Here is a 24,485-nt window from a genome sequence, read left to right on the forward strand (position 1 = left end):
TGGGTTTGCAGAGCTAGATACCTAGGTATCTTTGTATCTAGACCATCACCTCAGAAGGAGACCAGCTCTCATGCGCACCATCCCTATCCCTGTCGACACCTCCAAGCTCGTGATCACCTGCGTGAAGTCGCCCAAGCCGCGCCTGCTCAACAAGGACACGGGCGAGATCAAGACCGACAAAAACGGCAACACCGTCTACGAGGTCACCGTCTCCGTGGAAGACGAATTCGGCCGGATCGAACTCGTCAAGATCGGCACCTCGGGGGAGCCCCCGATCAGTGCTGGTCAGCAGGTCAACCCCACGGGCCTGGTGGGCTACGTGTGGGAGATCGCCGGCCGGTGGGGCATCTCCTACCGCGCCGCGGCGCTCCTACCAGCAGACGCGGGGGAGCCTCTCCGTGTCTGACACGCACCTCCTGCTGCTCGGAGTCCTGGCCGCTTCGGCGGCCGGGCTCTGGGCCTGGCGCCGCTGGCACTACCGCTCGTTCTGGCTCGTGGTCGCCTTCCCGCTGACCGCGATCAGCGTGTGGGCCACCTGGCGCAAGGTAGCCCTCGGCTGCGGGCTGACCAAGAAGCGGCAGCGCTTCTGGTTCACCACCGTGCCGGGCCTGGTGGCCTCGACCGGTGTCGTCCGGGTCAGGCGCAGGTGGCAGCGCATCGCCGTGGACACCAGGCCGTTCATGTGGCTGCCCAAGCCCACCCGGTACGGCTGGCGGGTCACCCTGCACACCCTTGAGGGCCAGATCCCCGCCGACTACGCCGACGCCGCCGAACGGCTCGCCCACTCCTGGGGCGTGCACGCGGTCCGCGTCTCGTCCCCTCGTCCCGGACGGGTCGTCCTTTCCGTCACTGTCCGCGATCCACTCGTCCGGGTCGAGACTCTGCCCTCGTCGCCCGAGCTGCTCAAGGTCATCGTGGGCCGTCTGGAGACCGGCGGCCCATGGACCATCGACTTCAAGACCGTCCCGCACTGGCTCAACGCCGGAGCCACGCAGTCCGGCAAATCCAACCTCGCCAACGCCCTGGTCCAAGGGCTCGCACCGCAACCGGTCGCCCTGGTCGGCTTCGACCTCAAGGGCGGCGTGGAGTTCACCCCGTACAACCCGCGCCTGTCGGCGCTGGGTACCACGCGGGCCGAATGCGTCGCTCTCCTGGATGACCTCGTTGGCCTGATGACCAGCCGCATGGCCCAGTGCCGCGAAGCCGGCGCCCGCAACATCTGGCAACTACCGGACGACCAACGCCCCGTCCCCGTCGTCGTACTCGTCGACGAGCTGGCCGAGCTGTACCTGATGGCAGACAAGAGCGAGAAGGACGAGATCGCCAAGACCTCCACGGCTCTCCTACGGGTGGCCCAACTCGGGCGGGCGTTCGGCATCTACCTGTTCTGCTGCGGTCAGCGCATCGGCTCCGATCTCGGCCCTGGCGTCACCGCCCTACGCGCCCAGTGCTCGGGACGGATCTGCCACCGCGTCAACGATCCCGAAACCGCGACCATGACCCTCGGCGACCTCGACCCTGCCGCACTCGCCTCGGCCCGCGCCATCCCCGCCGAGACACCGGGCGTCGCGATCGTCGCCTCACAGGACGGCCAGTGGTACCGCGCCCGCTCCTTCTACGTCAGCGAGCAAGCCGCCGAGCACGCCGCCACCGCCTACGCCGACCAGACACCGGCCTGGACGGACGTCATCTCCGGCCACGCCGCGCAGATGAGCGACGCCGACCTCGCCGACTTCCTCGACTCCATCCCGGACCCGCGAAAGGGCTGAATCCGATGCGACGCCTCGCCCGCTGGCTGCTCGACACCGGCCCTGTCCTCGTCCTGGCCATCATCGCTGGAGCCGGGTCTTTCACCCACATCCGCGATACCGCCCGCGAACATGGACAGTCCGGCTGGATGGCCTGGGCGATCGCCGTCTGCATCGACCTGACTTGTGTCATGGCCGCCCGCGAACGCCAACGCGACAAGAAGACCGGCCGCAGGCGGCGCGGCCTGATCTCCTGGCCCGTCCTGGTGCTGAGCGGCGGTGTCGTCCTGTCCCTGGCCGCCAATCTGCAACAAGCCGACCCCACCGTGTGGGGCCGGATCACCGCCGCCACCCCAGCAGCAGCCTTCCTCGTCGCCATCTCGATGCTCGAACGCCGGACGTCCGGCCCTCGTCCCGAACCGTCCGAGGACGTCTCCAAGACGTCCCCGGCAGACGTCTCACCGTCCCGTCCTCGTCCCAGCGAGCCCGAGGCCGTCCCAGGCGCCGATCGTCCTGCCCTCGTCCCCGCTCAGGACGGCCGGGACGAACAACCAGGACCGTCCCCGGCGCTCGTCGACTACGCCCGCCGCGTCGCCGACGAACACCACGCCAGGCACGGCAAACCCATCACCCGCGACGTTCTCCGCGCCCGCCTGGGCGTGTCCAACCAACTCGCCTCCGACCTGCTCCGCACCCTGCGGACCACCCCGGAAAGCAGCTGAAAGGCCATCACCATGCAGAACGAACGAGACGCCTTCATCGCCGGGCTCATCGCCCTGGCCGGCTTCCTCAAGGCCAACCCCGAGATACCGGTCTCGCTGGCACCCGTCATCCTGCGCGCCTTCCCCGCCAACGGGCCCGACGACCAGATGCGCGCCGAGGTCGACAGGGTTGCCGCCCTGCTCGGCACCGAGATCGACCCCGACCACCTGCCCTACGGCCACTACATGACCGCCATCGACTTCGGGCCGGTCCGCTACGAGTTCATCGCCATCCTCGCCGCCGCCCGTGCCCGGCACGCAGCCGAAGACAGCTACCGCGGCTGCATCAAGATCGACAACCTCTAGGAGATACCACCATGCGAATCCGCCTCGAAGGCAACCGCGCCGAACTCACACTCGGCATGATCCACCTCCGCCAGCTCTTCACCGTCACGTCCATGTCGCGCGCCTTCCCAACCGGAACCGGCCGCAGCACTACCGCCTCTACCTCACGATCACCCCGCACAAGGACCGCTGACCCATGGAGCCCGAAGAGCTCGACGCCGGCTGGACCGACATCCTCGCCACCGTCCTGCTCGCTCACAGCCACTGCTGCACCTGCAACGGCACAGGCCTCGACGGCGACGGCGACACCTGCCGCGACTGCGACGGCACCGGCATCGACAACCACGGCGCATAGCCGAGATCCCCTCACCTGGCCACACAACCGCCAAGTTCCGCGCCAGGTGAGGGGCCATCCCACCAGATCGCATCCGGATAGGACGGATCCATCTTGCACCACCCACACGCCATAGCCGGGATGATCTCCCGACTCCATCACCCGACCTACGACCGCTGGCCCGCCAGATCAAGCGATCCGGAGGCTGCCGCCAGCCCATCCATTTGCGCGGCAAGGTCGAGCACTACGACCGGGTCACCGGTCAGCTTCTCCACCGCTATAGCACCATCCGCGAGCCGGACGGTGTCCTGCGCGTGGCGTGCAAGACGCGGCGTGCCTCCCGCTGCCCGGCCTGCGCCGAGGTCTACCGCGCGGACACGTACCAACTCGTCCGCGCCGGCCTGGTCGGTGGCAAGGGCGTGCCCGAGACGGTCAGCGCGCACCCGTGTCTGTTCGTCACCCTCACTGCACCGTCCTTCGGGGCCGTGCACGTGCGGCGGGAGAAGAACGGCAAGGTTCTGCCGTGCCACGCTCGCCGCGACGCCCAGACGTGCCCGCACGGGCAGGTGATGTCCTGCACCGAGCGGCACAGCGCCGACGATCCGCGGCTCGGCGAGCCGCTGTGCCCGGACTGCTACGACTACGACGGCTCGGTGCTGTTCAACGCCATCAGCCCAGAGCTGTGGCGGCGCTTCACGCTGGCCCTGCGCCGCCGCTTCGCCAAGCTCAACGGCCTGACCGTCAAGGCCCTGCGCGAACACGTCAGCATCGCCTTCGCCAAGGTCGCCGAATACCAGCGGCGAGGCGTCGTCCACTTCCACGCCGTCATCCGCCTCGACGGACCGGACGGCCCCGAATCACCGCCCCCGGCCTGGGCGACGGCCGATGCGCTGGCCCAAGCCGTCCAACATGCGACTGCCGCAGTGACGGCGGAGATCAAGCCACTGAGCCGGACCTTCCGCTGGGGCACGCAACTCGACGTTCGTCGCATCACCCTGGACGGCGAACTGACCGAACAGGCCGTCGCCGCGTACATAGCCAAATACGCCACGAAGGCCGCTGAATGCGTCGGCACCCTGGACCGGCGCATCCAACCCCTCGACGACCTGAACCGGCTACCGGTACGCGAGCACGCCCGCCGGCTGATCGCCGCCTGCATGCGCCTGGGCAGCCAGCCGGGGTTGGCGGACCTCCGGCTGATCCACTGGGCCCACATGCTCGGCTTCCGTGGACACTTCTCCACCAAGAGCCGCCGCTACTCCACCACCCTCGGCGCCCTACGCGCCGCCCGCGAAGAACACATGCGCGCCGAAGAGATCACCACCGGGCGGCTGCCCCTGTTCGAGGAGGACACCGTCCTGGTCATCGCCCACTGGCAGTACGCCGGACAGGGGCTCTCCCCGGGAGAACAACTCCTCGCAGCGGCGATCACCGGCGTCCCCTTCTCAAACGTCGGGGGTGATTCTCGATGAGCAGAAGCGACGAGTTGCTGACAGTTCCGCAGGTCCTCGCCGAACTGGGCGGAGTCTCCCGTCGCACCTTCTACCGCTGGCGCGAGCTCGGCCGTGCGCCGGTCTGCGTTCAGCTGCCCAACCTCGAACTCCGCGTCTGGCGGAGCGACCTCACAGCCTGGCTCGACTCGCGACGGGAGGCGAAGTGAAGACGACCTACGACGTGAGGTTCAGCCAGATTCAGCAGCGCTCCAACCGAGGTACATCGGTCTACGTCGCCCGCTGGCGGGTCGCCGGCAAGGAGAGATCGAAGAGCTTCCGCACCAAAGGGCTGGCCAATGCCTTCATGTCCGACCTGCGGCAGGCGGCCAAGGCGGGGGAGGAGTTCGACATCGCGACCGGCCTGCCGGTCTCGATGCTCGCACCGGAAGCCTCCGGGCCGTCGTTCCTGGAGTTCGCCCAGGCGTACGTGCTTCGGCGCTGGAATACCTCGGCGGCCCGGACACGCGAGACCGACGCGTACGCGCTCCTGACGCTGGTCCCGGCCCTGGCGGCCGATGCGCCGCGCTGTCCCTCCGCGGAGGAACTGCGTGAGGTCCTCAGAATTCACGTTCTCCTGCCGGAGAAGAGGCGGGCCGAGCTGACTACGGCTCAAGCTGCGGCGTTGGGCTGGCTGGAGAGGGCGTCCCTTCCGTTGGCGGCACTGGGGGAGGCGCACGTCCTTCGTACCGCGCTGAACGCCATATCGGTCACCTTCGCCGGTTCTCCCGCAGGGGCGAACACGGTGCGGCGGAAGCGCTCCGTTCTGCATCACCTCCTGGAGCAGGCGGTGGAGGAGAAGGTGTTCAGCAGCAACCCGCTGGATGGGATCAAATGGACGGCGCCGAAGGCTCTGACGATCGTTGACCCGCGCACGGTGGTCAACCCGGCCCAAGCGCGGCAGCTCCTCGACGCCATCCCCCATGTGGGCCGCAAGCGCGGTGTCCGGCTCAAGGCGCTGTTCGCCTGCATCTACTACGCCGCCCTCCGGCCGGAAGAGGCGGCCGACCTGCGGTTGAGGAACTGCACGCTGCCGGAGACAGGCTGGGGCCTGATCGTCCTAGAGAAGGCGCGCCCCCAGGGGACGAAGCGCTGGACCAACTCCGGCGAGACCCACGAGTCCCGCTGCCTGAAGCACCGCGCGGACAAGGAGACACGAGAGATCCCCATCCCGCCCGTCCTGGTCGCCATGCTCCGCGAGCACATCGCCGAGTACGGCACCGCCAAGGACGGAAGGATCTTCCGCACGGGCACCGGGGGCTCCTACTCCAGCTCGGCCTACTCCTACGTCTGGCAGGAAGCCCGCAAACTCGCCCTCACCCCGGAACAGATCGCGTCGTCGCTGGCCGCCAGGCCGTACGACCTGCGCCACGCGGCGGTCTCGCTCTGGCTGAACGTGGGCGTCCCGGCCGTGGAGGTCGCCAAACGCGCCGGTCACAGCGTTGACGTCCTGCTGCGCGTCTACGCCAAGTGCATCGACGGCCAGCAAGAGCAGATCAACGGCAAGATCAACGACGCCCTGAACGAATAGCGCAGGTCTACCCGCCTTCGGCCCCGGGAGACCGGGGCCATGCCACTCAATGCCGCTCGTCATGCCGCGTCGTTCCCGCCAGGGGACGTTACGTTGCGTCACTCTTGCATGCACGGGCAGCGAGAGGAGGACCATGAACAGAGATCAGAACCGCTCCACCGTCCCTCCCGGAGAATCGCATCCGGTGGGGCGCCCGCCGTACGGCCTGCCGCTTCGGCCCCGGCTCCTCGCCGCATCCGACTCGCTTGGCTGGAGAAGGTACTCGACCCCGGTCCCGCCAGAACGATCCCCTCTTCGAGGCTGGGACCGCCTCACGCGACCGGCACTCATCGCTGGCTTCCTGGCGTGCGTAGGCGTCGGCCTCTGGTCGAGTTCATGGGACGCCAACGGCTTCTCACCTCGAATGACGGTCGCCTCGGCGCCGACGCCGCGCCCAGTCATTTCCGAGCGGCCCGTGGTGCTCGCCGTGCCATCGACGTCCACGTCCGCGCATCGAACGCCGTCACCCTCGGCGAGGTCCACGCCGAATCCCAAGGTGTCGAAGAACAAGGCGACATTGTCAGGGAACCGTCATCGATCAGCGACTTCCACCATGCCGCGTCCGCCTCAGCGCCGGGTCCTGCGCAAAAGGCCAACGACTCGCGTTGATCGTGTGGAAGAGCCGAGGCGTATTGATAGGGAAGACGAGGGCAACAAGCGAGAGGGGTCGCTGATCGCTGCGATGTGCGACGAACTGTTTCCGCCTTCCCGTCCTGAATTCCGCATCCGAAACCGCGCATGCCACCTGATCCATGGATAACGCGCCGTATTCGGGATCAGAGGCGGATGTTGGCGGCGATCGGTAGGTGGTCGCTGCCCGTCCTGGGGAGCGATTGGATCTCGGTCACCGTCATCGCGCGGCTCAGGATCTGGTCGATGCGCGCCAGCGGGGCGCGGGCCGGCCAGCTGAAGGCGAAATCGCGAGGTGGGGCAGCCATCAGCGAGAGGACCGGGCGCAACCCGCGGTCGTCGACGGTGCTGTTGAGGTCACCGAGCAGAAGGATGCGGTCGATTGGTTCAGCGGCCAGCACCGCGCCGAGCCGGCGGGCACTCTCGTCCCGGCGTACGGAGTCGAATCCGCCCAGACCGATTCGCACCGAGGGCAGGTGAGCAACGTAGATCGCGATGTCGCCGTGCGGGGTGCAGGCGACCGCGCGCAGCCCCCGGTTCCAGTCAGGGCCGACGTCGTGCGGGCGGATGTCCACCGGGGCCGCCTCGGCGAGGGGGTGGCGGGACCAGAGGCCGACCGTGCCTTGCACCGTCCGATACGGATACTCGGCGCGCAGCGCGGCGTCCCAGGTCGGCAGGGCTGCTGGTACGAGCTCCTCCAGGCCGATCAGGTCCGGCCGGGCCGCGATCAGCTCGCGCGCAGTGCCGACCGGGTCGGCGTTCTCCTCACTGGCGTTGTGCTGCACCGCGACCAGATGATGCGGCTGGTCCTCGCGGGCAACACGTGCCCGCCGAACTGGGAAAGCCAGGTGGCGGTCGGCAGCAGCGCGGCCAGCGCGCTCACCGCGGAGCGCCGCCACCAGGCCAGGCCGAGCAGCACGGGAACAATCAGCGCGAGCCACGGCAGGAACGTCTCGACCAGGCTGCCGAGGTGGCCGATCCCATTCGGCACGGCCCGGGGGAAGGCCAGGACGGTGGCGGTCAGCGCCGCGAGTGCGACCAAGACGATACGGAAGATCGGGCACGGCGCGATCCTTGCAGGCTTTCGCCACTTTCCGCATCGCTTACGTTATTTTGCGCACGTCTCTCCGCTCTCGGCGCTCAGGCGACCAGGGCCATGTCACTTGGTGCCGCTCGTCATGCCGCGATGTTCCCGCGGGACAGCGGTCCATAGATTTCCACACGTCTCATCTATCCCAACACACCCGGCGACGGGAGAAGTGGTTTACGTGATCAATATCGGGAGTGACCTACCACTACCGTGAACGAGTTGCTGCCGCATTGATCATGCGATCTCCCTATAGTGTATTACGGTTTCCGGCTTTCATGGCTTACTCTGCGCATATGAGCGACCTGCCGAAAGTAAGTCCTTCCCTCGCACTACCCAGCGTGGAGTACGCGCGCCGTATGTACGACCGGGTCATCGATTGGTACAAAGTCGCCGAATCGAAGGCACAGCTTATCCTCACTGTCAATGGGGTGTTCGCGACAATCACCTTTGGCTTGTTATTCGGTAGCATCTCCGAACTGCGCAAATCCGGAATCGTTATCGGGCCTGAGACGTGGATCTTTCTGGTGGTGGCACTCGCCGCTCTCTGCTGTTCTATCGGATTCGCCACGGCTTGCCTGCAATCGCGACACAGCTACAACATTCGCACAGACTTCGCGCAGCTGGGAATCGTTCCGGACAGGCAGGAAACCTATCGGCCGGAGGGACTCTGGTATTTCGGACATCTCGCCAGGCTTCGCTGGGAGTGGGTTTTCGAGAGGCTGCGGACAGCTGACGAAGAGTTCGAGATCACGACCCTCGCCTACAACGTTCATGGCCTGGCTAAGGTTGTACTGCGCAAGCACCGCTTGATCAACGCCGGATGGATCCTGACCTCGATTGCTCTGATCGCGCTGATAGCGGCTGGCGCTACCCTGGTGATCCGCAGCCAGCTGTAATAGCCCTGACAACAGCTACAAGATCGGATTGCCGTTGCATAGGAGCATGATGCAGTGGCCTTTCTCGTGTCTACTGCCATGTCAGAGATCCAAGTCTGCAGCTTCCGTGTCAGGGAGTGTGGAACAGCGGGTTGCTCGGCGATTCCCTATGACATGGGTCTGATACTCCAGCCTTTGACGCTGAAGTGGCGTTTAGCATGGACGACTTCGTCTGCACAGTGGCAGCGGCCCAAGCGAGACCGAGATTGACGCCTTCGGTCAGAGTTCCTTTGTTGCCGATCCCCCAGAGGAAGCCTGCTGCGAAGGCGTCCCCAGCTCCAGTGGTGTCTACTGCATCTGTCGGGATGGACGGGTAGTGGTCGCTCTTGCCCGATGAGTAGACGGTGGCGCCTTTGGCGCCTTCGGTCACGATCGCGGTGGCGTCCTCGGGGATTGCGGAGAAGTCGTTACGGGATCCGATCAGGTATCGCATGGCGGGGGTGGTGCCCGGTGGGACGCTGGTGACCAGTGCTCCTGCGGCTGCCATCGTTTGGGCTGCGGTGGTGAAGGAGTCGTGCCAGGCGGCGAAGTAGACGATGTCTCCTGGCGCCACGGCGTCGGTCGGAATCGTGATGGTGTGCAGCAGGTCAGTGTGGATGCCGATGATGGTCCGCTCGCCGTTGGGTTCGATGAGCAGAACGACGGAGGATGTGTGCCCCGGCAGGACCTGCACATGTTCGACGTCGACCCCGGCAGCAGTGAGCGTCTTCGTCATGTTCCGGCCGGCGGCATCAGCTCCCACGTAGCCGACCATGTTGACACGGCCCCCGGCCTGGCTCAGCGCGACGGCGACATTAGCGCCGGTCCCACCTGGCCGCTCGACGCTTTCGCCGGCTTGGACGAAGTGACCGCTGGCGGGGATGCGGTCAACGTACAGGGCGAGGTCCCAGGCGATGGGGCCGATGATCCAGAAGTCAGGCATACGCCGCCCGTCGCATGGCCCACAGCCCTTCGGCAAGCGCGTCCAGCCCTGCCGGGAGAGCGACTTGTGGTGCCCAGGGGATGTCCGCCGAGTCTTGGCGGCAGCTCAGGATGCCTCCGATGATTGCAGCCACGGTGTCAGTGTCCCCACCAAGGCTGACCGCATACCGCATGGCCTCAACCGGTTCGTCGTGAAGGTGGAGTACATGCAGGATCGCGCCCAATGTGTCCATGACATCCAGCGATACTCCGCCCGAATCGGGCTCCCATTCTGCGGTGAAGGGGACGTTGAAGTGATTGAGTTCTTCTTGGGCGACGGCGATCAGGTGCTCGGCGGTACAGGCCTCGAACGCCCAAGATCCCATGGCGGCCACAGCGCTGGCGGTGGCGATGGCCTTCGGGTGGGCATGGGTGGTCTTCGTCATTCGTACGGCCAGCTCACGGCGGCGTTCGGCATCGGTGGCGGGCAGGGCCCAGCCGATGGGCAGCACGCGCATCATGGCGCCGTTGGTCGCTCCGCCATCGGCTACCAGTTCTCCGGTTGCCTCAAACCGCGCCACGGCTCGCCGAGTGGTGGGGCCGGCTCCCCGTATGGTCGGCAATGCTGCGGCGAGGGCAGTGAGAAAGGCGGCCTCTGAGCCGCCGGTGCCGATCAGATTCTGGGCGAGCAAGATGAGCTGTTCGGTGTCGTCGGACGTGCTGCCGAGCGGCCATCCCTCTCGTGTGGTGAGTGTGTCGGAGAGAAGGATGTCCCGGGGACGCTTGCCCTCCCAGGGGACGCCGAGCGCGTCGCCGCAGCAGAAGCCGGTAAGCCCGTTGAGGATGCGTACCGCGGATGGGATCGACTGGTCGGGGAACAACTGGGCGAGGACACCGAACCCACCCCGCTCGATGGCGCGCCGTCCGCGGTCGGCGTACTGGACCCGTTCGCGACGTTGCGCCAGGCGGGCCAGTGAAAGGCATGCGGAGGCCACGTCGTAGGGGGTGCCGTGGTGCTCGAACTCTTGCAGGGCCTGGACGGTCAGCTGCCACGCGCCCGCATGGTCGCCGTTGGCCTGGCGGACGTCGGCTTCGCTGTGGGTGACCTTCGCGGCGAGCAGGCCGTCGCCGAGATCTCGGGCTGCGCGACCGGCCTCGGCAAGCGTCTGGGCGGCTTCTCTCGCCCGGCCGAGACCGCATTGGGCCTTGCCCAGCCCGTGGAGGGACTGAGCGATTCCGCGGGCGTCTTCTGACGCTTTACGAATGTCGAGTGCCTTGTTCTGGCTGTCCAACGCGACGCTCCAGGCGCCGGTGGCCTCGGCGACCAGCGCTGCGTCCTGCAGTAGGCCGGCGTACAGGGCCTGGTCGCGCAGGTGGGAGGGACGGGCAGCCACGTCCTGCAACGCCTGGTTGATGAGTGTGTCGGCACGCTCGACGTTGCCGGAGAAGTATTCGATCTCGCCGAGAAGTTTGAGCCAGGGTGCCTGATCGGTCGTGGCGTTCATGCCCTCGGTGGCGTGCTCGCGTCCTTCTGGGAAACGCCCTCGATACAGCTCGATCTCGGCCAACCGGAACAGAAAGCCTTCCCGGGCGTCCACTTCCGTGAGCGCCAACGCCGCCTGGGCGAGATTGTCGGCATTTTCGAAGTCGCCTCTGCAGAAGGCCACCTCGGCGCGGAGCAGTTCGGCGTGTGCTGACCGGTGAGGTAGCCCGTCCAGCAGGGCTTCGGCCTGGCTCCAGCGGCCGAGTCCGAGGTAGGCGCGGGCCACGCGGTACAGGCAGCGGCCTTTGTCTTCGTCGCGGCCGATGCGCAGGTCGCTGAGCAGGCTTGCGAGGGCACGGCATTGGTCGAAGCGGCCGGTGGCCAGGCTGCGATCCATGAGCGTGACCCAGGCCGTGACGCCTTGGGCGGAGTCGAGATGGCTCAGGTGATAGGCCGCTTCCAACTCGGCGGTGAACTCCTGGCGCCCCCTGTAGTGCCGAGCCAGCACCTCATGGGACCTGTGCACCTCCGCCGGCCGGACGTGTTGAAGTGACCGGCGCAGGATGTTGTGCATGGTGTACGCACCGGATCCGCTGGCCGTACCGCCCCGTAGCGGTGAAATGAAGGAGAAGGCCGTCAGTTTGCTGAAGGCGCTGCGATCGCAGGGGAAGTCCAGCGTCTGGCCGAGGTGGTGGAAGGTCTCGGCGGTGAAGGCGCGGCAGGCGCTCACGGCCAGGATGCCGTACTCGGCTTCGGCAGGCGTCCACTGCAGCAACCGGTGAGCCAGGTCGCGTTCCTTGTCGACCAACGAGGCGAAGTCGGCAGGATCCAGACGGGAGCCGGCGGCCAGTGCCACGTCGGCGCACAAGCCCAGGAAGTAGGGGTGCACCTCATCGGGAGCGGTAGAGGCGTAGGTCACCAGCGCTGCCTGCATGGCTGGGTCGGTGATGCCAGCCAGGGTGAGGTACTGCGTCGCATCGGCGGTGGTCAGGTGGCCGACCAGCCGGTGGTCGATGTAGCGCTCCGGGATGGGGTAGACGGGCGCGGAGGGCCACGGTGGACGCGTGCGGCCTGCCACGATGGCGATGATCCCGGCTCCCAGATCGAGGTGGCCGAGCAGGCAGCGCAGCCACTCGTCGCGCATCAGTTTGTCGGCGTGGATCAGGCTGTCGGCATCCCCGATGGCCTCGCCGAAGAACGCCTCGTGGGTGTCGAAGAGCAACACGATCCGTGCATAGTCGCCGGCAGCGTCGTTGAGATCCTTGGCGAACAGCCGCGGCAGCTCATGCAGTAGGTCCGGCTCAGGCACCAGCGCCAGGATGTGCTCGGCGTCCTCCTGCGAGAGACGGCGTTGCATCCGCCGGCGGGTGAAGGCCTTGTCCATGCGCGCGTTGAGCATCTGGAACAGTTGCTGCCCCACGCGCAGAACCGGCAGGGTCAACACCGCATCGGCGATGTCCAACGCGATGTTGACCTCGCCGCGGGGGAACAACTCGGGGACCCTGTGGGCGATGTCGAAGCCGAGCTTGTGGAGGTAGGTGATGGCGGCGAAGTCGAAGCGGGGCGTGGCGATCCCGTGCTGGGCCAGTTGGCGTTTGAGCATGAACAATGCCGAGAACGCCTCCTGCGGACGGTTCTCACCTGCCGGCCGGGCTCCGAAGTCGATTCTGGCCATGGGCACCTGCTGACCATGCTGGGCCAGTTGCTCCAGAAGTTCGGGGTCAGAGGCGTCGTGAACGCTCTCCCACCTGTCGGTACGCAGGCAGCAACGCTTCTCCAGGTGCCGCAGCAGCAACGACTTGCCGTTTCCGCCCAGCCCGTGCAGGTAGAGGATCCGTTCTGGGGGTGGGTCTTCGTTGATGAGTGTGACGACATGCCGGGTCAGCTCGTAGCGGTTGGCGAACAGATCGAGCGAACGGTCATGCGCAACGACAGATCTGGTTTTCCCCTCCTGAAATATCGGCACGATCAGCTCGGTATGTGTGTGAGTCGCATGTGGTATCCCGTCCCGGGTAGACGAGCGTTTAACGGCGTTGTACGGCCAAGGTCCGCGCGGCAGGACCGATGTTGTGTGAAGCCGTCTCGATCGGTTCTACACTGGGCGTGGGCCCACTTCCACCTGCTTGGACTTCCTGTTCTACTATTCTCCGCCGCCGAACAGTTGCCTGAATCCTCACGACAGAACCGAGGTGCACCACTCTCGAAACGGTTCTTTCCGCCCGTCATGGCCGAAGTGTGATCACGTTGGCGTTAGGAAAGTCTATATTTGTGCTTGATGGAGGTAGCCTCTTCTTCAGTAACCTCACTCGGTGTACGGCTGAGCACCTGCCGCAACTCCTCCATGATTGCCTGGCCGGAAGTACGGGCTCGTGTACTGAAGTGCGTGAGTTGGGTATCGAACAGCTTGGCGGAGGGGCCGGTCCAGACCTTGCCGGTATGGAAGGCTCGGCAGGGCCTGTCGACGTCAACGTTGAGCTGCTCGATCATCGGGCCTATCGTGCGTATGGCGTGCTGGAGTGCCTCGTGCAGTGGGTTCTTCACCATCGCGGGCATCGGCTCAGTCCCTGGTCTTCTCGGTGGTGGGGGTCGCACCGGGGATCAACTTCGGTGCGATCAACTCCATCAAGGCGGCCGCGTCGGCGGCATTGTCCCGTCCCTTGACACCGTGAATCAGGTCTACGATCACCTCGTTGAGGCCGTGTACGAGAACCGCAGACGCCTGAGCGTTATCAGCGCTGCCGTCCTGACTGTAATGGCCGATCGCTCCGGGAATGATCTCGGGAAGAGGCTTGGCTCCCTGGCTGATCTCCCACTCCACCTCTTGTTTCGATCCGGCGGGAGAGAGGGAAATCTGCAGCACCTTCGACTTGTTTCCCGTCGGTTGGTAGATCCAGCAACCGCCGGTGCCATAGTTCTTTCCGTCCAGCTCTTTGCCCACAGTCAAGTCGAAATTGCCTTTGACGATTGGTTCGCGTATGCCAGTCATCAGTTGTACCGCGCCCAGCGGAATATAGTCGCAGATATATGGTGGAGCCGCGACCGACGGAAGTGGTGTCGTGTTTACCGGAGGGCTCGTTTGTTCCTGGCAAGCGGCCAGCAGGAGTAATGCAGTTATTGTCGCGATTGGGGAGAAGATGTGGCCTTTCATGATTCTTTGAACCCCGACGCGCCGTCGCGGATGCCGTCTTTCAACGTCTCTTCAAGTTCCTCCCACTGCTTTCCGGCAAACCCTTCACGCAGCCATCTGTCGAAGGCATCGAGGCGTGGCTGGACATCCCCCGGGTACGGGGCCATCTCTTTCGGAGTCATCAGCGAGCTCCCGCCGTCTTTCAGGAAGTTGTTCGGCGACTTGCGAGGGTCGTCTCCCTCGTCCAGATCTTCCAGCGAGCTCCACGGATGTGTAGGGGCAGGAGGGTCGCTCTTGCCAAACAATCCGTGCCTGAGCATGGCGTCAATAGTGAGTTGTTCGACCAAGAACTCGGCCTTGTCCTTTCCTGTGTTGGCCTCGTGTGCTCCCTTGTTCGCATTCTTTTCGGTCTTGGCAGTCTCTTCGATCAAGCTGGTCCACGAGCCTAGGATGTTAGCTGCTATCGCCCAGGGAGCAGCTTGTGGAATGCCGAGTCCAGTGTTTACCGCAGCCATGAACAGCTTCATATTCCGCTCCTGGGCTGCGTCCTGTTCCTTGCCCGCCTTTATTTTGGCGATCCCGCTGGCGTCGGCTATCAATCCAAAACCGGCAGCAGCTTCCCTTGCATTGACTAGAAGAGCGTTTCTTCCCTTTCCCGCGGCCGCCTGTGCAGCTCCATAATCCAGCATCTTCTTCGCCCATGCGGTCTGGGCTGTCGTCAGTGTTGCCAACGCCTTCGGGTCGTGCTGAAACGCGCGACTCATGACCCTCCGCATATGATCCCGGTTGAATGCCGCGCCCCAGACCTGATCCTCGGGTGGCAGATTTGGTCGGTCTGCCGTGAATACTTCTGAATCTCCCCTGCTGGGTGTCCGTGCGATACGGGTGACGTCATTCATATATGCGGTCAGGATGCGGGTATTGGTTGCAATCGGCACGTGCACCGGTTTTTCTTCCAGGTAGAGTTGGCCCTGCAAATTAATGAGGTTCGTGACCAGCTTGGCCGAGTAGAATCCCGGTGATCGCTCTTGTGGTGTCCCGTCGCGGTCCCGGTAGGTCATCGTCGCGGCCTCCAGTGCCTGGCCGAAGGATTTGCCGCTGTCGTACATGGGGCGTTCGGCCACGAAGCGCTGCAACACGCCGGGATTGAAAATGAGGAATTCTTGGGCCGCTCTCGGATGCTTGGCGAGCGCCTTCCACGCGCCGACCATCGGATCCTCCGGATTCTCCGGCCCGTCCTTCCACGTCTTTCGGTCGATGGCCTCCAGCGTCACCGCCACGCTGATTAAGAAGTCTTTGTTGAACTTCCCATGCGGAAGCAAATTCGCCAGCCCGTGCTGATCTACCGGCACTCGCAGGTTAGAGAGCAGTTCCTTCTGCCACGACTTATTCAATCGTGAGCTGGCCGCGCCGAGGGCCTTGCCCAGGGCCGCCTGCAGCCGCTTTTTGCTGGCGTCCTTCGGGTACGCCAGCGCTGCCATAAGGTGACGGAACCGCTGGGTCCCCAGCGCGTACATCAGGGATGTGGCGAACTGCGGGTCACCCGCCCGCTTCTCCAGCTCAGCGATCGTCTTTTCGTCCACCTTGCCGGTAGGGGAGACCTCGCCCAGCTTGAGCGCGGCGGCGTACGCGTCGGGATCGCCGGAAGCCCTGGTGTACAGCGCCTCGTCGAAGGGGCGCTTGCCGCCGGTCGTGTCTGTGCCCCATTTCGTGGTCACGGCCTGGATGGTCTCGTTGCGCCGCCGTAACTCCGGGCGTTTGGCCCCGATCCAGTTACCGAGCTCCCGAATCGCATTCAGCCGCGAGGTGTCCAGATCGAGGTCCTGCAGTATCCGGCGGATATGTGGCTCGCTTCTGCCGAGCGTGGTCTCCGCCTGGCCAAGGTCGCGCTCAAAGTCGTGCATCAGATTGGGATCGATCCCCGAGTAATTCCAGTCGGGCGGTTCGGCGACCGGCGGCGGGGTCAGGGATGGAGGCGCCGGCGTCGTATCGGTCCGGGGATGGGGATCGGCCGTCGGCCGATCGGGAGTTGCCTGCGGAGTCGGAACCGGTGACGGCGAAGTCGTCATAACGGGTCTCCAGCTCGGACGAGGACGATCGGATTGTCCCCCAGCCCAGCCGGCCCCGCGAGGGGCGCATAACGTACCAGCATGGTCATTTCCCCGGCTCTGAGACGCCCAGACGCCAGGACGTACGCAGCGGGCGGCCTCTCCGGTTCGGTCCTATAGCCACATGGTCACACCAGGTCGAGCAAGTAGGCAGAGACAGGCCGAGTCATTGCCGTACTCACCAACGTATGCGATTCATACAGGCAATCCCCTCGAAGCCGCCGCTCACCTGCGCTGGGCCGCCCGTGTCGGCGAGGTCGCCTGCGTGTCGGCTGTCCCCTACGGAGCATCTCTTTCCCGTTACTGAAAACGATCTTTACTTTTAGCTTTGCCCTATGTGATGATCGGCTGGTTTTGCCACGTCTGTTCGAAAGGCTGTGAGTGAAAACACGCCGATCAGCGTCCGGCTTATCCGCCCGGACACGCCGCCGCGCTGCCCTGATCACGGCACTGACACTGCCGCTCTCGCTCATGAGCGCGCCTGCGATCGCCCAGGGCCCCACGCCACCCGCCACCCCAACCTCCGCATCGACAACGCCATCAGGCGCCACTTCCGAGCCAGTCCTCAAGACCGCCTGGGACAAGGCCGCCAAATCCGGAAAGCCCGTCGAGGTACCCTCCCAGTTCACCGAGACCATGAAGGTCTGGGCCAACCCCGACGGCAAGAACCTGCGAGCCGAGCTGTACACCCGGCCCGTGCAGCTCAAGAACCCGGCCAGCGGCGCCTGGGAGCCTATCGACACCAGCATCGTGACCCGCGACGGCAAGCTGCAGGCCTCCCGGGTCAAGACCCCGCTGACCTTCGGCGGACGCGGCACCAAGGACCTGGTGTCCGCGGACGGCAAGCACGGCAAGACCGGCCTGGGCGTGACCCGCGCGCTGCCGGAACCCAAGATCTCCGGCAGCGCGGTCACCTACCCCGACGCCGTCGCACCGGGGGCGGACCTGGTGGTGCTGGCTCAGGCCGACGGCTTCGTCTCCCAGGTGGTCTTCCGGCAGCGGCCGACCGGCCCGGTGACCGTGCGGCTGCCGCTCACCCTGCCCGAAGGCACCAACTTCGGTAAGACGCCGCAGGGGCTGCCGCAACTCCAGGACGCCAAGGGCGAGGCCAAGGCCGCGCCGATCGTGCTGACCGCGACGGACGCCAAGGTGGAGGCCGCCCCCGAGCAGGGCAGGACCTCCCCGGTCAAGGCGCGCGTGGAGACCTCCGGGAAGACCTCGGAGCTGGTGTTCTCCCCGGATGAGAAGTTCCTGGCCGACCCGGCGGTGACCTACCCGGTGACCGTGGCGGCAGCCTCCGAATGGTTCGGCGGCGGCGCCCCCGACGACGCCTGGGTCAGCAGGAACGACCCGTACAACAACAACGCCGCTGCCGGATACCTGCGCGCTGGCACCACCTCGACCAGCGCGGACATCGCCCGCGTGTACATGAAGTTCGACACCACCGACCCCGTGCTGCAGGGGGCCACCGTCCACGACGCGGACCTGCGGATGTGGAACTACAAGTCCGGCGGCCCCAACGGAGAGCTGTGCGGGGACCCGATGGGCGGCTCCGGCATCCGGGCCGCGCGCGTCGATTCCGCATGGACCCTCGACGGCACGATTGACAGCCTGGACTGGTACAACCAGCCCTCGAGCACGGCCGCCGAGACGGTGAACCGGGCCGGCTACAACTACGACGCCGACCCCGCCAGTTGGTGCGCCAAGGACGAGGAACTCTTCTACGAGGTCACCGCCATGACCCGCGCCTGGATCCAGCAAGGCGTGGCCAACCACGGGATGGTGCTGAAGGCCGCCAGCGAGACCGCCGCGATCAACTGGCGCCAGTACTACTCCAGCCAGTTCGGCGGCGGCGATCCTTACCCGGGCTACCGCCACCCACCCGCCCTCATCATCTACTACACGCCCGCCCCGGTCAGGACCACGGGATTCATGATCCCGTACAAGGAAATCCCGACCGTAGGCGACGCCCGGGACAACAGTTTCCCCTCGACGGAGGAACTGAGCGCGCCGCTGATGACGGAGGACGAAGTCCTCGCCGCACGCGAAAGCGTCCCCTTCGACTACTCGATGGAGGATTCTCAGCTGGGACTCGCCACGCCGGACGACCTGACTCCTGAGCAGTGGGAGGAGGCCGTTGGCGCGACCTTCGTGCCGGACGAGGTCGGGCGCTGGAAGTTCAATGAAGGTGAGGGATCGACCGCGGTCGGCACTACTCCGGCCGGGCATGACGCCACACTCGGCAGCGGAACGCGGTGGGTGGCGGGCAAGTCCGGCTCGGCGCTGTCGAACTCGCCGATGGCCCGCATAGCGGCCGCCCACCGAGCGGTTCAACAAGGCAAGCCGGTGGAGGTGCCCGAGGAGACGTCCGAGACGAGCATCACGTACGCGCAGCCCGACGGGAAGACGTTCAGTACCGAGATCACCGCGGGTCCGGCACGCACGAAACAGAACGGCTCGTGGGTCCCCATCGACACCTCGCTCTCCAACCAGGACGGCGTCCTGAGCCCCAAGGCGATCAAGTCCGGGATCGGCGTTAAGGTGTCAAACGGCGGCGAATCCCCCTTCGTGGAGCTCACCGATGCTGAAGGAGAGAGGTACGCGCTGAGCTGGCCCACTCCGTTGCCGGTCCCCTCGGTGAAGGGCGGCGTGGTCACTTACGCGGACGCGGCCGGCAAGGGCGCGGACCTGGTCGTGACGGTGCTGCCTACCGGATTTCGGCACGATGTCGTCCTGCGTGAACGGCCGGCGAAACCGCTGGAACTACGCATCGGCGTCGAGACCACTGGGCTCACCTTGGATGAAGGCAAAGGCGGGCGTCTGCTGCTCAAGGACAAGGCCGGCAAGATCGTCGCCTCCGCGGCGCAGCCGACGATGTGGGAGAAGGGTGCCCGGGGAGTCCTGCCTGGGGCTGATCAGGCCAAGGTCAGCACTGACGTGGTGACCGAAGACGGCCGGACCGAGTTGGTACTGAAGCCGGACCACAGGTTCCTGACCGCTCTGGACACCGTCTACCCGGTGCGTGTGGACCCCACGGTCGCGCTGCCGCTCAACCACGATGTCGAGGTGAACTCCGACAACGACGCGGACTGGCCGGCCGACCCGACCGCCTCGTTCCTGCTGGCGGGCACTCAGACTGGTGGCTACAAGTACCGGGTGCACCTGAAGTTTGATACCGCGGCCGTGGCAGGCAGCACGGTGACGGATGCCAAGCTGTCGATGAACACCATCGACGCCCAGAACTGCGGCGCCACGGTCGGTGCGGGCATCCAGGTCGCTCGCCTGACCAGCGCGTGGGACCCGGACAATGTGCACTGGGCCAACAAACCCGCTCTCACCACCGAGGACGCCTCGACCAACACCAAGGGCGTCAACGAGGACTGCGCCACCTGGCCGGACAGCATGGAGTGGAACGTCACCGGCATCGCGCAGGACTGGGCGTCTGGAGCGGCCAACCATGGCCTGGTGCTGAAGTCGCCCGGTGAGGCCAACGTCAGCAACTACCGGGTATTCACCTCCGCGGAAGAAACGGACTTCGCCAGTCCGCCAAAGCTGATCATCACCAGCAGCGGCCCGGCCTCCTCGCCCACGGTGAGCGGGCCGGCAATTACTCCCTCGCAGGTCGTGAACGGCACCACCATGGTGGGCTCACTCACGCCGCAACTGGCCGCGACGGTCGCTGACACCGCTCCGGGCACACTGATCGGTCAGTTCGAGGTCGAGCACGATCCCATCGCGACCGGGCAGGGCACCGGCCAGATCTGGGCGGGCGATTCGGCCGCCGTCACCTCCGGAGGCCAGGCCATCGCGGCCGTACCCGTGGACAAGCTGTCCAACGGATGGAAGATCCGCTGGCGCGTTCGTGCCGTTAACGCCACCGCGACGACCACGTCGGCATGGTCGGAGTGGCAGAGCGCGACCGTGGCCGTGGCCACGACGGACCCGGCGGTGGGGACGTTCGAGGTCATCCCGTCGCAGCTGGTGAACGGCAAGACCGTCACGACGAGCCTGACGCCGACCCTGCGTGTGGTCGTCAACGGCCCGGAGGGGCAGCCGCTCAGGGCGGAGTTCGAGGTCGAGCACGACCCGGCCGCCGCCGGACAGGGCAGCGGCCAGATCTGGACCGGAGCCGTCGACGGCGTCGTCTCTGGTGGCCAGGCCGGCGTGCCCCTTCCCGAGGGCACGCTCAGCGACGGCTGGAGCGTCCGCTGGCGCGCCCGCGCCATCGCCGGACAGGCGGCCTCTCCCTGGGCGGACTGGCAGCCGCTCACCGTCAACACAGGCAAGGGACAGCAGCAGGCGCTCGCGACGACTGCGCGGCCAGTGATCCGCACGGATCAGAGTTTCACGGTCGCCGCCTGGCTCAGATGGAGCGACAAGGACGGGGACTACTCGGTGTTCGAGCAGAAGGGTACGCATCAGGCGCCCTTCTTGCTCGGCAACGACCCCGAAGACGGGCTGGTGTTCACCTTCACCAGTGCGGACGCCCCGGACGCCGCGGTGGAGGGCGTGGTGTCAGGCGTGGAGCCGCCTGTCGACGGCTGGTTCCATTTGGCCGGGAGTTACGACGCCACCACCAGGACCGCCACGCTCTATCTGAATGGCACGCCGGTGAAGTCACAGGTCATCAGCTTCCCGACGTGGAACGTCGAGTCCGCGATGAGCATCGGAGCCCGCATGCAGGGTGACCTCGACGAGGCTCACATCTCGCAGAGGCCACTCGCTCAGGAGGACGTCGTCCAGCTCTATACACTCACCGATCTGCCGGCGCCCAGCCCTGACACGTCGAGGCTCGGCGCGGCCGCGGCGGCCTCCAGGAAGTTTCCCTACAACCGCCTGACCCACGAGGACTGCGCGACCGCTGTCGGAAAACCTGAGCGGCCTGCCTGGGAGGCGGCGTACTTAGGTCCGGTAAGGCGGGCCTTCCACTACAAGAACTCCTACAACATGTGCTACGCGATGTGGATCGGCGAGCGCGACGAGGACAACAACCTCGACGACGAGGAAGACGTCCGTAGAGTGGCCAAGTGGTACGGGCGCCTGACCCTCGTCTTCCACACACACGTCGGCAAGGGCAACAAGAACACCCAGGCCAGGGATGCCAAAGCAGGCATCAACAGCCGCCAGATCAAGGTCTGGGCACGGCTGGACGAGGTGAACATCATCGACTCTGACTGGGGGTCTCGTCGGCTCAACCTGGGGCTCGGCCAGAACGGTCTCAACTGCAAGACCACCTACGTCGAGGGCGGAGTCGTCAAGGACGGCACTCATGGCAGGACTGCCAAGATCACCGACTGGGCCGGCGGAGGCGACTTCGAATTCACGCTGAGCGTGCCCTGGGATGGACTCGACCATCCGGACAAAGTCGGCACCTGCGCCGTGCAGCCCTTCGTCCGCTACATCGACAACCCAGACATCACCGACCTGATGTGGTACTTCCATCCGCGCTTCCGGGAGAAGAAGCACGTCCAGACCTTCATCTGCGACAGCGCCGACTGGATCGCGGCACACGCCGGAGGATGCATCGTCGGGTCCGTGGCGCCCATCTTCATTCTCAATGCCAACGATACCGACAAGGGAAAGAAATCCGTCGAGAAGAGCGTGGAGAATATCTATACGGCGCTGTACGACCCGCAGAACAGCAAGCCCAATCCCCCTGGATGGCCGACCAAGAAGATTCCGGGCGGCTGGAACGTCAACAATCCCGGCTGCAATTATGTGGACGGACAGCCCGGCGGTTGCCTGCACCGTACGCGGGACACAGCAATACACCGCAAGAACCGCGGTGTCGCGATTCCGGCGTGCAGGTTGTACGAAGGGGCGTACTCCAGGCCGGACTCGTGCGACGAATTCCCGTTCGCGACTACCCTGGAGGGAGCCGGATCCGGTACCAATTACTCGGTCAAGGTCATGGATGAGAGCGACAACTGCTCATCCGGTTCCCGGTTGTCGGTCTTCTACCAAAGAAACCGCATCAGAGAGCGCTCGCCCTTCTGGGTGGACGTCGTCCAGCTGGGGCATTCACGACCGGCGAGCGGAGCCCCCGGCATCGTGGCCACGGAGGCGCTGTACCCCGAAGAGATCTCCGATTTCCGAGGCTGCAGCATCGACGGGGTCGACAATCCCATCGGTCCCAACTGATCAGTTAGATTGATCGGCGAGCGGTCTCCGGCACAGGCCTCGGCCTGTGCCGGAGACCCCGGCGAACGGACGAGAGGTCATGAGCGACTACGCGGACATTGACGACGTCTTCCCCGACCCGGTGGGCCTCGTCTGGATGAAGGGCATCGCTGCTGACGAGGCGCTGCGCGGCATCGGTGCCGATCCCTTCGGCGACGTGGACGCAGACTGGAGCCAGCTCCAGGCGATGCTCTGGGACTCCTACGAAGACGACGAAACATCCGGGCGGGTGGCGCTGTTCGGCGTGGAGGGCGACGGGGCGGTTCTGATCGAGCCGATGTCCTGTGTGGGCGCCGACACGGCGCTGCTGCGGCGGCTGACCGCCTCGGGTGGAGAGGCGCTGGGCCTGAGCTGGACCGTCAACCTCCACGTCTCCGTCACCTTCGCCGCTCGCGGAGAGATCCTGGCCACGTTCGACCCGATGGAGTTGTTCGCCGCCACCGGCGACGACCCGGACGCCGTTGCCGACTGGCTGGACTCCTTGCCGGTCAGCGCTGCCGAATGGCACGGCAACGGCAAGGCTGCCGCCTTTGCCTTGGGCGAGGGCCTGTCCGGTATCCGCGTCGGTCGTGCGTGGCTTGCGCGCCGCCACCGGCTCGTGATCCCGTCCGACTCCACGTCAACCCCTGCGTTGTTCCTCGACCGACGGATGCGCGAACTTGCCGCCGCTGACCCGCGGATCGCCGCGCTGGCCGCCGCCCCCGGGCCGGACAAGCTGCCGGAGATCGTCCGCCTGGCCGTGGACCTGGCACTGCGTACCACCGGCCTTGACGGACACATCGTGGAGGAGGTCCTGGACCTGCTGGCCACCGGCGAGCGAGGCGCCCGCGCAGCGGCGGCTCGTGAGCGGCTCAGGAGCCTGCACGCGGCACTGCGGCAGGAGGCCCAGGTCGTGTACGAGCGCTCCGGTGCGACCGGTTTTGCCGTGCCGGGCCACGACACGGAAATCGGCCGGCTCATGCTGCGGCAGGAAGCGGTCGAGACACTCCGGCACGCGCTCGACCCCGATCTGGAGAAGGCCGCTGCCAACGCACTGCGCCGAGCGGCGGCCACTCATCTGAACCATGAGAACGGCGACTACCTTCGCCACCGTACGCTCACCGCGATCCAGTACTACATCGTCCGCGGCGAGAACTGGCTGTAGCCGGGCAACGCAGGCGGCGGGAGACCATTGGGGCCCGGCGCTCATGGGGCCGCAGCGGCCGTGAGGCGCCTCCGGATCGTGGTGACACCGGAGCCGACGATGAGCGGGATGGGCGGCGTAGCTGGACGGGCCGTGGGAATAGTAGGCCGAGACCTCAGCTCAGAGGCAAGAGCCATTTGCCAGCGTGACCCATGAAACTAGGAGTGACCTGGGAAAACGCCAGCAAGATCATCCCGCATATATCCCGTGATCATGGTCCTACGGCTGCATACAGGTGCCCTTTGCTGCCCACCAAGGCCCTGGGAAGCAAAAGACCTACGGCCGAGAAACCGCAGGTCAGACGGCAAAATGCCTGGTGGAGATGAGTGCCCCCGGCAGGATTCGAACCTGCGGCACCCGCTTTAGGAGAGCGGTGCTCTATCCCCTGAGCTACGGAGGCGGACTCCCGTAAGCCTAGCGAAAGTCTGGCACTGCGTGGGACGTAGGTCTGGGATGAGTTTGGCGGGCTGGGTTATGGGTGCTCTGAGCTGCGGTAAAGGCATGACAAGTGATCAGATTCGGGGGCAGGGACCGTGGATAGCGTCTGTCTGTGACCAGGAGGCGGTGCAGGCAGGTGCGGCGGCGGCCCGTTGTGTTGTTCGGGGCGTTGCTGGCGCCGGCGATCCTTGCCGGGGGGTTGCTGGTGGGCCAGGTGCGGGGG

The 24,485-nt window shown here is 65.8% G+C and carries 18 protein-coding genes and 1 tRNA gene; 11 read left to right on the top strand and 8 right to left on the bottom strand.

Annotated features, from left to right (window positions below; genetic code table 11):
- Positions 1 to 70: 70 nt before the first annotated feature.
- From ETD86_RS10920 to ETD86_RS10950, 8 genes are all read left to right on the top strand, one after another.
- Entirely contained in the window at positions 71 to 406 is a 336-nt protein-coding gene (locus ETD86_RS10920; protein WP_138666014.1) for an SCO3933 family regulatory protein, read from the top strand.
- Complete coding sequence (locus ETD86_RS10925; RefSeq protein ID WP_138666015.1) at positions 399 to 1,769, top strand: FtsK/SpoIIIE domain-containing protein; 1,371 nt, start codon at positions 399 to 401, stop codon at positions 1,767 to 1,769. Before ETD86_RS10920 ends, ETD86_RS10925 begins: the two co-directional genes overlap by 8 nt.
- 5 nt (positions 1,770 to 1,774) lie before the next feature.
- Positions 1,775 to 2,470: a DUF2637 domain-containing protein gene (locus tag ETD86_RS10930; protein WP_138666016.1), complete on the top strand. Its 696-nt coding sequence runs from the start codon at positions 1,775 to 1,777 to the stop codon at positions 2,468 to 2,470.
- Between the two features lie 12 nt (positions 2,471 to 2,482).
- Positions 2,483 to 2,815, top strand: a complete 333-nt coding sequence (locus tag ETD86_RS10935; protein ID WP_138666017.1) for a hypothetical protein — start codon at positions 2,483 to 2,485, stop codon at positions 2,813 to 2,815.
- 175 nt (positions 2,816 to 2,990) lie between these two features.
- Positions 2,991 to 3,149 (top strand): hypothetical protein, encoded by a 159-nt coding sequence (locus ETD86_RS54995; RefSeq protein ID WP_170222992.1) that lies wholly within the window; start codon positions 2,991 to 2,993, stop codon positions 3,147 to 3,149.
- Between the two features lie 203 nt (positions 3,150 to 3,352).
- Positions 3,353 to 4,600: a replication initiator gene (locus ETD86_RS10940; protein ID WP_246147840.1), complete on the top strand. Its 1,248-nt coding sequence runs from the start codon at positions 3,353 to 3,355 to the stop codon at positions 4,598 to 4,600.
- Entirely contained in the window at positions 4,597 to 4,788 is a 192-nt protein-coding gene (locus ETD86_RS10945; RefSeq protein ID WP_138666018.1) for a helix-turn-helix transcriptional regulator, read from the top strand. Before ETD86_RS10940 ends, ETD86_RS10945 begins: the two co-directional genes overlap by 4 nt.
- Positions 4,785 to 6,149, top strand: a complete 1,365-nt coding sequence (locus ETD86_RS10950) for a tyrosine-type recombinase/integrase (protein WP_138666019.1) — start codon at positions 4,785 to 4,787, stop codon at positions 6,147 to 6,149. The genes ETD86_RS10945 and ETD86_RS10950 overlap by 4 nt, the downstream gene beginning before the upstream one ends.
- An 815-nt stretch (positions 6,150 to 6,964) precedes the next feature.
- On the opposite strand, the gene ETD86_RS10955 is transcribed toward ETD86_RS10950, so the two are convergent.
- Positions 6,965 to 7,603, bottom strand: coding sequence for an endonuclease/exonuclease/phosphatase family protein (locus ETD86_RS10955; RefSeq protein WP_211369968.1), 639 nt, complete (start codon positions 7,601 to 7,603; stop codon positions 6,965 to 6,967).
- The gene (locus tag ETD86_RS56845) at positions 7,546 to 7,860 is read right to left on the bottom strand and encodes a hypothetical protein (protein WP_211369969.1); all 315 of its coding nucleotides are present in this window, start codon (positions 7,858 to 7,860) and stop codon (positions 7,546 to 7,548) included. The genes ETD86_RS10955 and ETD86_RS56845 overlap by 58 nt, the downstream gene beginning before the upstream one ends.
- 341 nt (positions 7,861 to 8,201) lie before the next feature.
- Here ETD86_RS56845 and ETD86_RS10960 point away from each other — a divergent pair, with 341 nt between their 5' ends.
- A complete protein-coding gene (locus tag ETD86_RS10960) occupies positions 8,202 to 8,804 on the top strand; it encodes a Pycsar system effector family protein (protein ID WP_138666020.1) in 603 nt (200 codons plus the stop codon).
- A 109-nt stretch (positions 8,805 to 8,913) separates the two neighbouring features.
- On the opposite strand, the gene ETD86_RS10965 is transcribed toward ETD86_RS10960, so the two are convergent.
- The 5 genes from ETD86_RS10965 to ETD86_RS10985 form a co-directional block, all read right to left on the bottom strand.
- Positions 8,914 to 9,765: a carbohydrate kinase family protein gene (locus ETD86_RS10965; protein WP_138666021.1), complete on the bottom strand. Its 852-nt coding sequence runs from the start codon at positions 9,763 to 9,765 to the stop codon at positions 8,914 to 8,916.
- Entirely contained in the window at positions 9,758 to 13,192 is a 3,435-nt protein-coding gene (locus tag ETD86_RS10970) for an ADP-ribosylglycohydrolase family protein (RefSeq protein WP_138666022.1), read from the bottom strand. The genes ETD86_RS10965 and ETD86_RS10970 overlap by 8 nt, the downstream gene beginning before the upstream one ends.
- 284 nt (positions 13,193 to 13,476) lie before the next feature.
- A complete protein-coding gene (locus ETD86_RS10975; RefSeq protein ID WP_138666023.1) occupies positions 13,477 to 13,713 on the bottom strand; it encodes a hypothetical protein in 237 nt (78 codons plus the stop codon).
- Positions 13,714 to 13,783: 70 nt separating this feature from the next.
- Positions 13,784 to 14,374 carry a hypothetical protein gene (locus ETD86_RS10980; RefSeq protein ID WP_138666024.1) on the bottom strand — a complete coding sequence of 197 codons (591 nt, stop codon included), beginning with the start codon at positions 14,372 to 14,374 and terminating at the stop codon, positions 13,784 to 13,786.
- Complete coding sequence (locus ETD86_RS10985) at positions 14,371 to 16,422, bottom strand: hypothetical protein (RefSeq protein WP_138666025.1); 2,052 nt, start codon at positions 16,420 to 16,422, stop codon at positions 14,371 to 14,373. Before ETD86_RS10985 ends, ETD86_RS10980 begins: the two co-directional genes overlap by 4 nt.
- A gap of 675 nt (positions 16,423 to 17,097) precedes the next feature.
- On the opposite strand from ETD86_RS10985, the gene ETD86_RS10990 reads away from it, so the two are divergent.
- Together ETD86_RS10990 and ETD86_RS10995 are read left to right on the top strand one after the other, a co-directional pair.
- Positions 17,098 to 22,602 carry a DNRLRE domain-containing protein gene (locus tag ETD86_RS10990; protein WP_170222993.1) on the top strand — a complete coding sequence of 1,835 codons (5,505 nt, stop codon included), beginning with the start codon at positions 17,098 to 17,100 and terminating at the stop codon, positions 22,600 to 22,602.
- Positions 22,603 to 22,681: 79 nt separating this feature from the next.
- Positions 22,682 to 23,785, top strand: a complete 1,104-nt coding sequence (locus tag ETD86_RS10995; protein WP_138666027.1) for a DUF6461 domain-containing protein — start codon at positions 22,682 to 22,684, stop codon at positions 23,783 to 23,785.
- A gap of 366 nt (positions 23,786 to 24,151) precedes the next feature.
- Here the strand turns inward: ETD86_RS10995 and ETD86_RS11000 are convergent.
- A tRNA-Arg gene (locus ETD86_RS11000) sits at positions 24,152 to 24,224 on the bottom strand.
- Positions 24,225 to 24,485 lie beyond the last annotated feature (261 nt).

This window comes from Nonomuraea turkmeniaca, from assembly GCF_005889735.1.
GTDB classification, from domain to species: Bacteria; Actinomycetota; Actinomycetes; order Streptosporangiales; family Streptosporangiaceae; genus Nonomuraea; species Nonomuraea turkmeniaca.

Excerpts from the sequence above, each read along its gene's own strand:
- ETD86_RS10975 (WP_138666023.1), bottom strand. The coding sequence starts at position 13,713 with ATGATCGAGCAGCTCAACGTTGACGTCGACAGGCCCTGCCGAGCCTTC.
- ETD86_RS10920 (WP_138666014.1), top strand. The coding sequence starts at position 71 with ATGCGCACCATCCCTATCCCTGTCGACACCTCCAAGCTCGTGATCACC.
- ETD86_RS10960 (WP_138666020.1), top strand. The coding sequence starts at position 8,202 with ATGAGCGACCTGCCGAAAGTAAGTCCTTCCCTCGCACTACCCAGCGTG.
- ETD86_RS10995 (WP_138666027.1), top strand. The coding sequence starts at position 22,682 with ATGAGCGACTACGCGGACATTGACGACGTCTTCCCCGACCCGGTGGGC.
- ETD86_RS10980 (WP_138666024.1), bottom strand. The coding sequence starts at position 14,374 with ATGAAAGGCCACATCTTCTCCCCAATCGCGACAATAACTGCATTACTC.
- ETD86_RS10965 (WP_138666021.1), bottom strand. The coding sequence starts at position 9,765 with ATGCCTGACTTCTGGATCATCGGCCCCATCGCCTGGGACCTCGCCCTG.
- ETD86_RS10945 (WP_138666018.1), top strand. The coding sequence starts at position 4,597 with ATGAGCAGAAGCGACGAGTTGCTGACAGTTCCGCAGGTCCTCGCCGAA.
- ETD86_RS10935 (WP_138666017.1), top strand. The coding sequence starts at position 2,483 with ATGCAGAACGAACGAGACGCCTTCATCGCCGGGCTCATCGCCCTGGCC.
- ETD86_RS10930 (WP_138666016.1), top strand. The coding sequence starts at position 1,775 with ATGCGACGCCTCGCCCGCTGGCTGCTCGACACCGGCCCTGTCCTCGTC.
- ETD86_RS54995 (WP_170222992.1), top strand. The coding sequence starts at position 2,991 with ATGGAGCCCGAAGAGCTCGACGCCGGCTGGACCGACATCCTCGCCACC.
- ETD86_RS10990 (WP_170222993.1), top strand. The coding sequence starts at position 17,098 with ATGAAGGTCTGGGCCAACCCCGACGGCAAGAACCTGCGAGCCGAGCTG.
- ETD86_RS10985 (WP_138666025.1), bottom strand. The coding sequence starts at position 16,422 with ATGACGACTTCGCCGTCACCGGTTCCGACTCCGCAGGCAACTCCCGAT.